Origin of the sequence: Archangium minus, assembly GCF_044360475.1 — a bacterium.
Taxonomy (GTDB): Bacteria; Myxococcota; Myxococcia; order Myxococcales; family Myxococcaceae; genus Archangium; species Archangium minus.
This window is the reverse complement of sequence record NZ_CP043494.1, coordinates 86341-99447: the sequence shown is the minus strand read 5'-3', so window position 1 is coordinate 99447 and position 13107 is coordinate 86341. Positions and strand designations below refer to the sequence as shown.

The window sequence follows — 13107 nt, the reverse complement described above, 5'->3', positions numbered from 1 at the left end:
AACGTGGTGACCGGATCAATGGCCGCGTAGAGCTCGTGCGAGATGAACGCCTCCAGTTGCTGCGCATCCTCCCGCGAGAGGATGTCCCGCAGCCGCTCCATCTCCGCGTCGGCTTTCTTCATCGTCGGGCTGATGTGCTCGACCAACCGACGCTCCTCGTGGGCACGCCGGTCCCTGAGCAACGGGGCCACAGATCCCGATTGATACCGATTGGTCCGTAGTTCAACACACGGCTTTCCGCGAAGTCAAAAACACCTCTTCTCTCCAAGACCTGGCCGTGAGGCCGCGGCGACGCACGGGCTCGAAATGTCAGGAGTGATTTGACCCGAAGTGAGCGGGCACTCCCTCTCTAGGTGTCATCAGGAGGAAGTTTCCTTGCTTAACACATCCACACTCAGACACCTGGCGTTCGGGGCCGTGTTCCTCACCACCCTGGCGGCCTGCTCTGGAGCATCCGACACCCCGTCGGGCTTCGAGGATCCAACGGCCACCACAGAAGGGCGCGTGAGCTCCACCCGGGTCGTCGGCTATTTCCCTACCTGGAGGGGTGACGTCAATACCATCCAGTACGACAAGCTCACCCACATCAACTACGCCTTCGTCCTGCCCACGGCCCAGGGAGGCCTGACGGGGGTGAGCAGTGGAGACGCCCGTCTGCGCTCGCTCGTCAACGCGGCGCACGCACGGGGCGTCAAGGTGCTCATCGCGGTGGGTGGTTGGATGGACGGCAACGACGCGCCCTTCGAGCAACTGGCTGCCAACGCGAGCACTCGCGCCACCTTCATCAACAACCTGGTGACCTTTGTGGAGCAGGCCGGGCTGGACGGCGTGGACATCGACTGGGAGTGGCCGGATCCGGGGACCTCGGCCCAGAACTTCGGGACGCTGATGCGGGAGCTGGGCACGGCGCTCCATTCCCGCGGCAAGCTGCTCACCGCGGCCGTCGTGGCCATGAACACGGACGGCATTCCCAGCTCGGCCTTCGCCGACGTGGATTTCCTCAACATCATGGCCTACGACTGGGGCTATCCGCACTCGACGTATGACCTTGCCGCCCAGTCGCTGAACTACTGGCTCGGCCGCGGGCTGCCCAAGGACAAGGCGGTGTTGGGTGTTCCCTTCTACGGCCGCTCTCCGTCAGCGGACCGTACCTATGCCGAGTTCGTCGCGCTGGACCCCCAGGCCCCCTACAAGGACCAGGTTGGCGATTTCTATTACAACGGAATCCCCACCATCCAGGCGAAGGCCAGGCTGGCGGCGCAGCAGGGCGGTGGTGTGATGATCTGGGAGATCACCCAGGACACCACGGACTCCACCTCGCTGCTGCGGGCCATCTCCCAGGCGATCGGCGGAGGCAGCGGTAACCAGGCGCCGTCCGCGAGCCTCACCTCGCCCGCGAACGGGGCGTCCTTCAGCGCCGGCAGCACCATCACCCTCACCGCCAATGCCTCGGACGCGGATGGTAACATCGCTCGGGTGGAGTTCTTCGCCGGCAGCACGAAGCTGGGCGAGGACACCTCCGCGCCGTACAGCTTCTCCTGGAGCAACGTGGCGGCCGGTAGCTACACGCTGACGGCTCGGGCCACGGACAACGGCGGCGCGAGCACCACCTCCGCGGCCATCTCCATCTCCGTCACGGGCACCGGTGGCGGCTCCTGCGCCGGAGTGCCCGCCTGGAGCCCCACCCAGGTCTTCGTGAGGGACGACAAGGCCACCTACGGCGGCAAGCTGTGGCGCGCGAAGTGGTGGACCCAGAACGAGATTCCCGGTGCCAGCGAGTGGGGTCCCTGGGAGGCGATCGGCAGCTGCTGAAGTCCGGGCGCTGAAGGGTGGATTCCATCTCGCGCGGCAGTCGAGGAGAATGCGCGCGACGCATGGCGAACACCGAGCAATCCCATGGAATGAGGTGGTGGAGGCACGCCGCACCCGTAGCTGTTTTGCTGTTGTGTATGGTGTTGCTGCGTGCCTTCGCCGTGCAGCCTCAGCTCATCGTCTCGGATTCGATGGTACCGACACTGGCCGTGGGGGATCGGCTGGTGATGGACAAGCTGAGCTATCGCTTCCACCCGCCGTGCGTGGGGGACATCGTGGTGTTCAAGCCCCCACCCGCACTCCTACGCTCGGTGCGAATACCGCCTGCCCACTCCATCAAACGGGTGATCGCCGTGTCCGGGCAGGAGGTGCAGGTGCGCGACGGGCAGGTGCTCGTCGACGGGCAGCCGCTGCGAGAGCCCTACATCTCCGACTCCCCCACCTACACGTGGGGCCCCGCCCGCGTCCCCGAGGACATGCTCTTCGTCCTGGGTGATAACCGCAATGCCAGTGCGGATTCCCATGTCTGGGGTTTCCTTCCACGGACCTACGTCAGCGGAAAGGCCTGGCTGCGCTTCTGGCCAGTGGACCGGCTCGGTACACTGTAGCCTGTGAGAACCTCTCCAGATGTGGCGAGGCCTTCCCCCCAGGTGAATCATATGAAAAGGACGCTCCGGTTATCGGTGGTGCTCGCAGGTCTGCTCCCCATGGCCAGCGGTTGTGGAGAAAGCACGGGCCTGATGGCCCCCGCCTTGGCGCCCCACGCGAAGGCACTCGACGCGGCCTCGTCCCAGTGGACGAGCAATGAGCCCATGAGCATCCCGCGTGGGGGCGGCAACACCACGGTGCTGCTGAGCTCGGGCCTGGTGCTGACGCTGGGCGGCTCGGTCTCGAGGGGGAGCTCCGCGGCGGTCGCGGAGCTGTACAACCCCTACTCGGACACCTGGACCTCCACGGGCTCCCTGAATGAGCCACGCGGGAGCCCCAGCGCCACCCGGCTCGGATCGGACCTGGTGCTGGTGGCCGGCGGACAGAACAGCGTCGGGCCCGACATCCAGACCGCGGAGTTGTACAACCCCGAGACGGGCACCTTCAGCCCTACCGGCTCGATGCTGGTGGGACGCTCCCAACACACCGCCACGCTGCTCGATTCAGGCAAGGTGCTGGTCACGGGCGGGCAGACGCGCCTGGGCTACACCCAGACCGCGGAGGTGTACGATCCCGCCGAGGGCACGTGGTCGTCCGCGGGCACGCTGAGCTCGAGCGGCTCCTTCCAGGCCGCGGTGAAGCTCTACTCCGGTGAGGTGCTGTTGACGGGAAGCACCTCCGGGGTGAACGCGGAGCTCTACAACCCCACCACGAATACCTGGAGGCTGGTGGCCCAGCTGCCGCAGCCCCGCGCGTTCCACACCGCGACGCTGCTCTACTCCGGCAAGGTGCTGGTGGCGGGCGGCAACACCGACGAAGGCGCCTCCGCGTCGACGTACCTGTACGACGCGAACAGCGACCAGTGGACGCCGGCGGCGCCCATGCACCGGGCGCGCAGGTATCACACCGCGACGCTGCTCTACTCCGGCCAGGTGCTGGTGGCGGGCCCGACCGACAGTGAGGGCGCCGAGCTGTACGATCCGGAAACCAATACGTGGACCCTGTTGGGAGGTGCCCTGGTGCCCTACACCCCGTCCGCGACCCTGCTGCACACCGGAGAGGTGCTGCTCACGGGGGACACGACCTCCCGCTACACCCCCGAGCCCACGGAGATCCCGGAGGTCCCGTAGGACCGCGGGATCGACTGCTCACCAAGGCGCTCGTACCACCCGGGGCTGTCGACACGGCGACAGCCGCCACGGCTCGACCGGAGGAAGGGCGGCATGCGTCCCGTCCTCCCGCGAGCCCCACGCTAGGATGCGGGCATGGCCGAGTGCCCCGTCGCCCCTGCTTCATCGTCCACTGCTGCCGCGCTGGAGCCCGCTGATCCGCTCCTCGCCCTCAACGAGGCCTTCCGCGGCGCCTACGCCGCTCGCCGGAAGGCCATCCTCGACAGCATGGGCCCGGTCATCGCCCAGATTGATGACCTGCTCATCCTCCGGCGTGGCGGTCAGCGCTTCGAGGGCCCCGCGCGCACGCGGCGCTACCATGAGCTCAAGGCGATCAACCACCTCCCCCTCGCGCTCCACGTGCTCCTCGCCGACCGGCGCGGTGCGCTCGACGCGCCCCTGCGGAGCCAGCTCACCGAGCTCCAGCAGCTCATCACCACGGCGGCGGCCAGCCTCGATCGCCGGGGATTCACCCCGGAGCAACTCGCGCGTCAGCGCCGCATCCTCGACGCCTCGCTCGCGCTCCTCGAGCAGGTGCTCGCCGGCAACAGCTTCGCGCCCGAGGCGCTTGCCGCCTTCACGCGTGCGCAAACCCCAGACATTCTCCGCAACTCAGAGGATGCGGCGAGGGATCAGATTGAGACCATGCACGCCACCGTCGAGGCCTGGAAGCAGCAGATGACTCCCGAGGAGCGCGCCGAGCTGCGCGCGGTGGTCTCGACCGCGCACATGTCCCGTCCCGGGAACGTGGCCATGCAATACTTCTCCGTCACCCTGGGCGAGACGTGGGAGGGTCGCTTCGACCAGGAGGACCTTCAGCCGGGCAAGCGCGTCCTGGCCGCCGAGGCGTCGTTCGACGAAGCCGCGGCCTTCGAGCTGCTCGCCACCCACGCGCTGGATAGCAGCGTGGGCACTCGCTTCTTCGGCGAGGAGATCCGCTTGGAGCGCGACCTGCTCGCGGATGGGGCGGAGCGGATCCTCGCGGAGATGTTCCACAAGGAGCCCGAGCCGCCGGCGTCGCCCGTGAAGGCGACGTAGGCCGTCCCTACAGCGTGAAGCGGCTCTCCGCGATCTTCTCGCCCTTGCGCTCGAAGACCTGGACGAGCAGCTCGGGCTCGTTCCAGGTGACGCGCGTGAAGTTGCTCTTGCCCGTATAGCCGCCGCTGCGTGTCACCACGAAGTCCGCTTGCCCATCGAGGATGCCCTGCTTCTCGAAGATGCCAAACGGCGGCACGAACATGGGCGCGTTGAACGCCGAGGACACGAGCGACAGCATGTGGAAGTCAGGCCGCGACGTGCTCCGCAGCTCGCTCCAGAAGGACACGTGCACGTCCCCCGAGAGGAACACCACGCGCTTCACTCCCTCGTCGCGCATGAACTCCAGCAGCTTCTGGCGTTGCAGCAGGAAGCCCGCCCACTTGTCCTTGCGCTCCCACTCCATGTAGCCCGACAGCTTCACGTCCGGGAAGAAGGGCACTGACGAGCCCACGAACTTCAATCCCTCTCGATCCTCCAGCAGCCATTGTTTGAAGGCCTCGAGCTGCGCCGCGCCGATGATCTCCGGCGGCGCCGACAGGTAAGAGCGCTCGGTGCGCGTGTCCATCATGAAGAAGCGCGCGGGGCCCATCTGAAAGGTGTACCAGTAGCCGTGCAAGGCATTGGTCCGCTCCGGCTGTCCCTCGCGCCTCAGCGCCGGCCCATGCACCACCTGGTAGGAGCGGTAGGCCATCATCGCCCCGAAGTAGCGGGTCTTGTTGAGAACTCGCTCCTCCTGCGAGAGCTTCGGATCGTACATGCGATCCGCGCTCCAGTTGTCACAGATCTCATGGTCGTCGAGGAGCATGTATGTCGGCACGCGCGACATGAGCGAGCGCAGCCCGGGCTTCCGGAAGCTGGTGCGGTAGTTGTCACAGTAGTCGTGCCAGGTCCGATCCATGCGACCGACATCGCCGTAGATCTGATCCCCCACCATCAGCAGCGCGTCCGTGCGCACGCCCTTGTCCATCTGCGACTGGATGGTGCGGAAGATGCGGTCTCCCCGGTCTCCCCCTTGTGTGTCCGCTCCTTCGGAGTCCGACATCGTCCCGGGATGGCGGCACGAGCCGAACACGAACGACAGCGGCCCGGAGCCCGGACGCTGCGCGGTACGGAAGGAGCCGGTGCTCGCCCGGGAGAGATCGACGCCTTGGGGCGGGAGGAGCTGGAAGGGCTCGGCATCCGCGTGGAAGAAGCCCATGCGGTAGTCATAGGCCTTTCCCGGCTCCAGCCCGCTGAAGTCCACGCTCCCCGTGAAGTCGTCCTCGGGCAGCAGCTTGAAGTAGCGCGCCTGCAGCACCGTCTTGGAGCCGGCCTCGAGGATCTGCGCGACGCCGTGACACCGTCGCGGATACCCCACCGTTCGCTGCGCGTCTCCGCGTCCCCACAGGCGCACCGTCGTGTCCGTGGTGTGTCCCACGATGGGGCCCACCGTCACCGCGCTCGCGATACTCAATGGCATCGTGTGTCCCTTTCCGAATCCCCGTGTCACCCAGCTCCCACACGTCCACTGCAGTCCGGGTGGGCAGGAGCGTCAATCATGCAGGAGGCATCTGTCATCCGTCCGTCGAAACGCTGACGCTCGCTCGCGAGTGGCATTGAATGGCTCGTCGCACCGCGTTAGCTCCCGTCCATGCGCGCGATCGTTACTCCCCGATTCGGTGGACCTGAGTCATTCGAGGTCCGCGACGTCCCCACCCCCACCGCCGGCCCTGGCCAGGTGCTCGTCCGGGTCATCGCCTCCGGCACCAATCCCGTGGACGCCAAGCTGCGTCAGGATGGGACCTGGGCCGGGCTCCAGCCTCCCGTGGTGCTCGGCTATGACGCCTCCGGTGTCATCGAGCAGGTGGGCCCCGGCGTCACCGACTTCAAGTCCGGCGACGAGGTCTTCTACACGCCGGAGATCTTCCACAACCCGCTGGGCACCTACGCCGAGCTCAACGTCGTGAGCACCGGCATCATCGCCCGCAAGCCACAGAACCTCTCGCACGAGGAGGCCGCCGCCATTCCGCTGGCCTGTGGCACCGCGTGGGACGCGCTCGTGCGGCGGTTGCAGGTGCGCGTCGGGGAGACGGTGCTCATCCATGGAGGCTCGGGCGGCGTGGGCTCGTTCGCCGTGCAGATCGCGAAGGCCATGGGCGCCCGGGTGCTCGCCACCGCTGGCGCTGGCAACCAGGAGACGCTGCGTCAGCTCGGCGCCGATCTGGCCATCGACTACCAGCGCGAGGACGTGGCCCAGGTCGTCCTGCGCGAAACGGGCGGTCAGGGCGTGGATGCTGTCTTCGACACGGTGGGAAAGAACGTCATCCCCAGCATCCCCGCGACTCGTCCCTTCGGGCGCGTCGCCACCATCCTCGGGTTCAGTGGCGATGTCTCCGCCTTCTACCCGCGCAACATCACGTTGCACGGTGTCTTCCTCACGCGTGAGCGGCGCCGGCTGGAGGAGATGACGCCCCTCATCGAGCGCAAGCAGGTCCGTCCCCTCATCGAGCGCGTCATGCCGCTCGAGCAGGTCGCCGAGGCCCACCGCCGGCTCGACTCGGGGCACGGGCGCGGGAAGCTGGTGCTCTCCGTGGCCCGGAAGTGAGGCGTCATCCCCAAGTTCTCCACAAGCGGGTACTCAGCGGCCATGTCACGCACCCTCGGGGCCTCCGGGCCCGCCGTGTCTCCTCTAGGCCTCGGGCTCGCGGCGCTCGGCCGCCCCGGGTACATCACCCTCGGCCATGCGGAGGACTTCCGGGGAGAGCGCTCCGTTGAGGCCATGGAGCGCCAAGCCCATGAGGTGCTGGAGGCCGCGTACCACTCAGGCATCCGCTACCTGGATGCCGCCCGCTCCTATGGCCAATCCGAGGCCTTCCTCGCCTCGTGGCTGAAGTCCCGCGGCCTGGGCTCCGGAGACGTCGTCGTCGGCTCCAAGTGGGGCTACACGTACACCGCTGGCTGGCGCGTGGACGCCGAGCGTCACGAGGTGAAGGACCACTCGCGCCCCACCCTCCGCCGACAGTGGAAGGAAAGCCAGACACTGCTCGGGCCCTGGTTGCGGCTGTACCAAATCCACTCCGCCACGTTTGAGAGTGGGGTGCTCGAGGACACGGGCGTCCTGGAGGAGCTCGGGCAGCTGAGGGACTCGGGCGTCCGCGTGGGGTTGACGCTCAGCGGGCCTCGACAGGCAGAGGTGCTGCGACGCGCCCTCGAGCTCCGGGTCGGCGGCTCACCCCTGTTCTCCTGCGTACAGGCCACGTGGAACGTGTTGGAGCGCTCCGTGGGCCCCGCGCTCGCCGAGGCCCATGCCGCCGGTTGGGGTGTCATCATCAAGGAGGCCGTCGCCAACGGGCGGCTCACCGCGCGCAACGAGGATCCGGCCCTGCGCCCCCTGCGCGAGGTGGCCGAGCAGCTGGGCACCACGGTGGACGCGGTGGCCATCGCGGCGGTGCTCGCGCAGCCATGGGTCTCCGTGGTGCTGAGCGGGGCCGCGACGGTGGAGCAGCTCCAGAGCAACCTGCGCGCGCTGGAGGTGAAGCTCGGAGACGAAGCGCACGAGCGGCTGCGCGCGCTCACCGAGACTCCAGAGACTTACTGGGCGAAACGTTCCGCCCTTCCGTGGAACTGAGGGCCTGTCTCTCAGGCTCCGTCAGGTGGGCAGCGGGGCGGTGAGCGTCGCGAACATCAGCTTCAGCATCGCGTCGCGTGCCACCAGCAGCCTCGTCGATCCCACCACCCACTTCACCGTCCGCCGTGAGATCTTCACCGGCTGCCGCTCCAGCACGGCCTCGTTGCCGTGCAGCTTGCGCAGCGTCATCACCGCGAGGAACAGCGGCCAGAGGCAGAACAGCCGGATGCCCTCCTCTTCCCGGGGCAATGCCATTACATACTCGAAAGCCTTGCGCAGCTCCCGGTGCGCCGCCGCCACCAGCTTGTTGTAGGCCTTCATCGCCTCGCGCCGGTTGCTGGGCTCCAACAGCGTCTCTGGCGTCAGGCCGTGCTCGGCCAACAGGGTCCTCGGCAGCCAGCAGCTCCCGCGCTCCAGGTCCTCGCGCACGTCCTTGAGGATGTTCGTCAGCTGCAAGGCATTGCCAAACGCCACCGCCCGCGGCTCCAGCACCGCCGCCCGCTGCGCGATCGTCGGTGAGTACCACTGGAACAGCCGCGTCAGCATCTCCCCCACCGTCCCCGCCACGTAGTAGCAGTACTCCAGCGTCTCCTCGAGGCTTGCCAGCCCCAGGCCTCCTCCCGAGGCGCGGCCCTTGTCCCCCATCCTCCCCATTCCTTCCGCCATCACCGCCACACAGGCCGCCACGTGCTCGCGCACCGGCGCCGCATGCACCGCCAGCGCTTCCAGCACCCGCGGCGTCCCCTCCACCAGCCGCACCTCCGCCTCCGGCGCCTGCGCGCGCAGCACCCGCACCGCCTCCTCCGTGAAGCGCCGCGCGTCCGCCTCCCAGCCCTCGGGCAACGTGCTCAGCCGCGCCAGCTCCGCCAGCAGCGCCGCGCTCGTCGGGCCGTGCGCCTCGTCCTCCAGCGTGTCGGCGATCCGGCACAGCAGGTAGGCCACCGTCACCGCCGTGTCCAACGGGCGCGGCAGCACCGGGATGTTCAACGCGAAGGTCCGCGAGACGGCGGGCAGCACCTCGCGGCAGAAGCCGACGGCGGTGGACTCGTTCTCCAAGGGCGGTCCCTTCCGAGGTCCCTGGCTCCTCGTCTTCACGGCCCCGTACTCCCAGGTGGAACGCAGTCCATCGCTCTCCGCGCGTGTCATCACGAGGCGCGGGATTACCCCAGCCGGCCCCCAGGTGCACGGAATCCCTTCATCCACTCACCGCCGGGGTGTTGCTTTCTGCTCCGTCCCCTCCTCGGGAGCCGGAGTGCGCTCCTCGGAGGCCTGCCCCACGGGCTCCAGGGCGTTCACCACATAACCGTCACTCCCCAGGGTGAAGCGCGCCCGCACCTCCTGGCCGGGCTGCAACACCTGGTGACGGTCCGGGGTGAAGCGGGTGTCCTCCGTCAGCGCGAGCGGGAAGACGGCCCCGCCGTGCCGCAGCCAGAGTTGGTCCCCCTCTACGTCCATCACCTCGCCGAAGAGCTCGCCCCGCCGCTGCTCGCCGGTGCCGGCCCTCCCCGAGCCACCCACCCCCGCCTCCGCATCCTGCTCCGGGACGGGCGTGTCATCCGTGTGCGGCGTCTGGCGGAACTCCTCGATGTTGTCCGGCATATCGTCCGGCCGCTGCTCCATCTCCTGCGCGCCCGCCGGGGCCACCAGCCCGAGCACGGCCAGCCACGCCAACGCCTTGCATGCCATGGGAGCCTCCTGTCGCTGCGTTTCCCTCTATGGAGATGGGGTGCCCGCTCCACCCCCGCCCGGCGTCTCCCCCGTGGAGGGAGCCGGAGAGAGGGCCTCGGCCGAGAGCAGGAGGGCCAGGAGGGCGCCTTCTTCGGCGGCTGCGAGTGACATGAGCTCCTCGGGAATGCGCAGCGTCACCGACGTGGGCGGGCCCCGGGTGACATCACATGTCCGCCAGCCCGAGTACCGGTTACCCGCCATGGGCAGTGAGTAGCTGCAGCCTCCCACCGAGCCGGAGATTCCCGTGGGTGTGAGCGTCAGCTCGGCCGTGTCCCCGCCAAACCAGCCTTGCACCGTCACCCCGGGTTGAGGTGCGCGCGCCACGGCCGTGAGGTCCACGGACTCGCCCGCCGCCCGGCCGGTGATGTCGCCGTCCTCGCTCCATTTCAACTCCACGGGCTGGCCCCTCAGCGTCCCGCTCAGGCCGTTTCCGACGCGGCGAAGCTGGAGGTCAGCGCCAGAGATGGATTCGGACTCGACGCGGATCTCAAGGCTGCGCTCGCCTACCTGGAGCAGGAGGGGCTCTCGGGCAGAGACAGTGACCTGGGCCGCCACGAGCGAGCCGATGCCCAGCACCAGCACCGCCGCCAGCGGAGCGAGGACACCGCGCCTCTGAAACGCGGGCTGTGTCACGCAATACCTGCCTTTCGTCGTCACCCCTCAAGCTAGGGGCGCCGACGCGAGACAGGCACGAGTGCTCCCCCGAGTGCTCCACGGGCGGGCCCATGCCTCCACGGGTGGCCTCACGGCGCCGCGTGCACCGCGTCCTCGTGGTGATCATGCCCGGGTCCTCCGAACGTACCCGGCCAGGGCTCCTTCGCCGGCTCCAGCCCCGGCAGGGTGAAGCGCTGGAAGCGCGCCCTGCTGTCCGCGAAGGGTGGATCGCACTCGCCGCACGTCGTCGCTCCGTCCATCAGCGTGAGCGTGCCTGGCCCCAGCTCGAAGAGCTGCGGCACCGTCCTCGGCGTGTAGCCCAGCTCGCACCGGAAGGCCTCGCTCCCGTCCCCGGTCCTCACTCCCACCAGTGCTGGCCGCGCACCCTCCGCCGCGAAGCCCAGCACCATCGTCCGCCGGACGCCTCCCTCTGGCCATGTGCCCAGCCGAAGCTCCTTCGACGTGAAGCTCGCCCCCGCCGGGAGCTGGTACGTCCACGCCGGCGTGAGCCCTGGCACTGCATACCCCTGGAGCCGCGGAGACGCGGGTGGCACCCCGTCCGGGTTCACCGTCGCGCCCTCGGGGCTCGGTACCAACACCTCACGCGTCGCCACCGCCCGTCCCAGCTTCAGCGGCAGCGTCCCCACCGGCTCGCCGTCTGACGTGCGCAGCGGCTCCGCTCCCCCCTCGGGTATCAGCAGCCCCCGCACCAGTCCCAGCTCTCCTCCTGGGAAGAGCAGCGTCCTCCTCCAGCGCGGCACCCCATCCGACGAGAACGCCATCACCAGCGTGGGCGCCCCAGCGCTCAACGGTGCCCCCGAGTTCACCGTCGGCGAGAACGTCACGTACAGATCTCCCGCCGTGTCTGACGCCAGCCCGAACGGGTGCGGGTGGTTGCACTCGGACAGCAGGGGATCTTCCATCGCCTGCGCCGACACCATGCCCCCCGCCGCATCCAGCACCACCAGGTAGTACAGTCGGCACAGCGTCCGCGAATCCTGGCCCACCGGATAAGCCTCGAAGAGCGCCGCCAGCCTGTCCGGCGCCATCACCGCCAGCCGCGCCAGGAAGATCGTCGAGGAGCGCTCCGCGATGTCTGGCCTCGCCCTGGCCAGATTGAACGTCCAGCGCGGCGCCCCTGTCGCCCGCTCCATCAGCGACACCTGCCCCTGCTGCGGCAGGTCCATGCACAGCAGCCGCTCGTTCCACAACATGCACCGCCGGCCCGTCACCTGCGCATGCACCGGCGAGTCCCCCGCCGCATCCAGCACCGGCTTCTCGAAGAAGCCCGCCAGCGTCACGTCTCCCGTGGGGCCCACCAGCAGATCGTGCAGCTTCCTGTCCTCGGCCGCCGCGTCGTACGTCCAGTCCGGCACCAGCGCTGTCGCCTCGGGCCGCACACACGTCGAGCCCTGGCACCTTCCCTCCCCCTGACACGGTGAGGCCGGCGCGCAGACGAAGCCGTCCGGCGGGTTGCGCTTCACGCACGCCCCCTCCACACACACCTCCGCCAGGTCGCACCCGCGCGCCTCACCACAGAAGGTGCCGTTGGGCGCCGGCCGCAGCTGGCACCCCTGCCGCGGATCGCACCAGCCCTCCTGGCACGCCCCATCCCCCGGGCACGGCGGAGCGGGCACCGCCTGGCACCCGTCCAGCGGGCTGCAGACGTCCGTGGTGCACGCATTGCCGTCGTCGCACACGCGCTCGCGGCCCTTGCAGTGGCCCTGCTGGCACACCGCGTCCAGCACGCACGCATTGCCCGGATCGCATGCCGTACCCTCCTCCAGCACCTCCTCCACGCACTGCTCCCGCACCGCGTCAAAGGTGAAGCGGCGGCAGGCCACCGGCGTGGGGCATGGCGGCACCGGCCTGCCCTCCCCGGATAGCCGGAGTGTCACCGTGCGGCCTCCCTCGTCCGTGCCCACCAGCGTGGCCGAGAAGGCTCCCGGTCCACTGGGAGTGAAGCGCACCTTCACCAAGGGTTCCTCTGAAGGCCCCACCCGCTCCGGCAGCCCCTCCACCCAGAAGGGCTCCTGGGGCGCGTTCCACGTCACCCGGATGGGAGAACGGCCCGTGCTCACCACCCGGAGCTCGCCCTGGCGCGAAACACCCACGTACGTGGCCGGAAAGGCCACCGCCTCTTGCGAGAAGCGCACCTGGCTGGAGGAGCCCACCAGCGGCGGCTGCTCCTCACGGCAGGCCCCCAGCAGGCCCGTGAGCAGCAGCACCATCAGCTGCCACCTCCCTCCCTTTGTTCCGGTTTCGCGCGTCATGCTTGACCCCCGCTCTGGCCTATAGGCCTCGCCCCTCGAAGGGAGGAGGGGTCGCCCCTCGCATCACGGGCGCTCGCGTTCACCAGCCCACCCTCTGCCACCCTGGCGTTTCTACGGTCTTGCGGAGGGGGAGTGGCTCCAACCCCTTGAAAGCACTGGGCACCATCCCGGTACGATT

At 68.8% G+C, this 13107-nt stretch carries 11 protein-coding genes; 6 read left to right on the top strand and 5 right to left on the bottom strand.

What is annotated here, in order from left to right:
• Positions 1 to 375: 375 nt before the first annotated feature.
• From F0U60_RS00485 to F0U60_RS00470, 4 genes are all read left to right on the top strand, one after another.
• The gene (locus F0U60_RS00485; protein WP_395812765.1) at positions 376 to 1812 is read left to right on the top strand and encodes a glycosyl hydrolase family 18 protein; all 1437 of its coding nucleotides are present in this window, start codon (positions 376 to 378) and stop codon (positions 1810 to 1812) included.
• Between the two features lie 62 nt (positions 1813 to 1874).
• The gene (gene lepB, locus F0U60_RS00480; protein WP_395812763.1) at positions 1875 to 2420 is read left to right on the top strand and encodes a signal peptidase I; all 546 of its coding nucleotides are present in this window, start codon (positions 1875 to 1877) and stop codon (positions 2418 to 2420) included.
• A gap of 51 nt (positions 2421 to 2471) precedes the next feature.
• Complete coding sequence (locus tag F0U60_RS00475; RefSeq protein WP_395812761.1) at positions 2472 to 3590, top strand: Kelch repeat-containing protein; 1119 nt, start codon at positions 2472 to 2474, stop codon at positions 3588 to 3590.
• Positions 3591 to 3725: 135 nt separating this feature from the next.
• Positions 3726 to 4667, top strand: coding sequence for a hypothetical protein (locus F0U60_RS00470; protein ID WP_395812759.1), 942 nt, complete (start codon positions 3726 to 3728; stop codon positions 4665 to 4667).
• Positions 4668 to 4674: 7 nt separating this feature from the next.
• Here F0U60_RS00470 and F0U60_RS00465 read toward each other — a convergent pair whose 3' ends face one another.
• The gene (locus F0U60_RS00465) at positions 4675 to 6126 is read right to left on the bottom strand and encodes an alkaline phosphatase D family protein (protein WP_395812757.1); all 1452 of its coding nucleotides are present in this window, start codon (positions 6124 to 6126) and stop codon (positions 4675 to 4677) included.
• A gap of 171 nt (positions 6127 to 6297) precedes the next feature.
• On the opposite strand from F0U60_RS00465, the gene F0U60_RS00460 reads away from it, so the two are divergent.
• Both F0U60_RS00460 and F0U60_RS00455 read left to right on the top strand, forming a co-directional pair.
• On the top strand, positions 6298 to 7251 hold the full coding sequence (locus F0U60_RS00460) for a zinc-dependent alcohol dehydrogenase family protein (protein WP_395812755.1): 954 nt from the start codon (positions 6298 to 6300) through the stop codon (positions 7249 to 7251).
• 42 nt (positions 7252 to 7293) lie between these two features.
• Positions 7294 to 8274: an aldo/keto reductase gene (locus tag F0U60_RS00455; protein ID WP_395812753.1), complete on the top strand. Its 981-nt coding sequence runs from the start codon at positions 7294 to 7296 to the stop codon at positions 8272 to 8274.
• Positions 8275 to 8295: 21 nt separating this feature from the next.
• Here F0U60_RS00455 and F0U60_RS00450 read toward each other — a convergent pair whose 3' ends face one another.
• The 4 genes from F0U60_RS00450 to F0U60_RS00435 all read right to left on the bottom strand — a co-directional run bounded on the left by F0U60_RS00450 (position 8296) and on the right by F0U60_RS00435 (position 12887).
• Complete coding sequence (locus tag F0U60_RS00450; protein ID WP_395812751.1) at positions 8296 to 9369, bottom strand: phytoene/squalene synthase family protein; 1074 nt, start codon at positions 9367 to 9369, stop codon at positions 8296 to 8298.
• A 108-nt stretch (positions 9370 to 9477) separates the two neighbouring features.
• A complete protein-coding gene (locus F0U60_RS00445) occupies positions 9478 to 9960 on the bottom strand; it encodes a hypothetical protein (protein WP_395812749.1) in 483 nt (160 codons plus the stop codon).
• A 27-nt stretch (positions 9961 to 9987) separates the two neighbouring features.
• Positions 9988 to 10635, bottom strand: a complete 648-nt coding sequence (locus F0U60_RS00440) for a hypothetical protein (protein WP_395812747.1) — start codon at positions 10633 to 10635, stop codon at positions 9988 to 9990.
• Positions 10636 to 10745: 110 nt separating this feature from the next.
• The gene (locus F0U60_RS00435) at positions 10746 to 12887 is read right to left on the bottom strand and encodes a tenascin-X (RefSeq protein WP_395812745.1); all 2142 of its coding nucleotides are present in this window, start codon (positions 12885 to 12887) and stop codon (positions 10746 to 10748) included.
• Positions 12888 to 13107 lie beyond the last annotated feature (220 nt).

Excerpts from the sequence above, each read along its gene's own strand:
- F0U60_RS00475 (WP_395812761.1), top strand. The coding sequence starts at position 2,472 with ATGAAAAGGACGCTCCGGTTATCGGTGGTGCTCGCAGGTCTGCTCCCC.
- F0U60_RS00455 (WP_395812753.1), top strand. The coding sequence starts at position 7,294 with ATGTCACGCACCCTCGGGGCCTCCGGGCCCGCCGTGTCTCCTCTAGGC.
- F0U60_RS00465 (WP_395812757.1), bottom strand. The coding sequence starts at position 6,126 with ATGCCATTGAGTATCGCGAGCGCGGTGACGGTGGGCCCCATCGTGGGA.
- F0U60_RS00470 (WP_395812759.1), top strand. The coding sequence starts at position 3,726 with ATGGCCGAGTGCCCCGTCGCCCCTGCTTCATCGTCCACTGCTGCCGCG.
- F0U60_RS00435 (WP_395812745.1), bottom strand. The coding sequence starts at position 12,887 with ATGGTGCTGCTGCTCACGGGCCTGCTGGGGGCCTGCCGTGAGGAGCAG.
- F0U60_RS00445 (WP_395812749.1), bottom strand. The coding sequence starts at position 9,960 with ATGGCATGCAAGGCGTTGGCGTGGCTGGCCGTGCTCGGGCTGGTGGCC.
- F0U60_RS00460 (WP_395812755.1), top strand. The coding sequence starts at position 6,298 with ATGCGCGCGATCGTTACTCCCCGATTCGGTGGACCTGAGTCATTCGAG.
- lepB (WP_395812763.1), top strand. The coding sequence starts at position 1,875 with ATGGCGAACACCGAGCAATCCCATGGAATGAGGTGGTGGAGGCACGCC.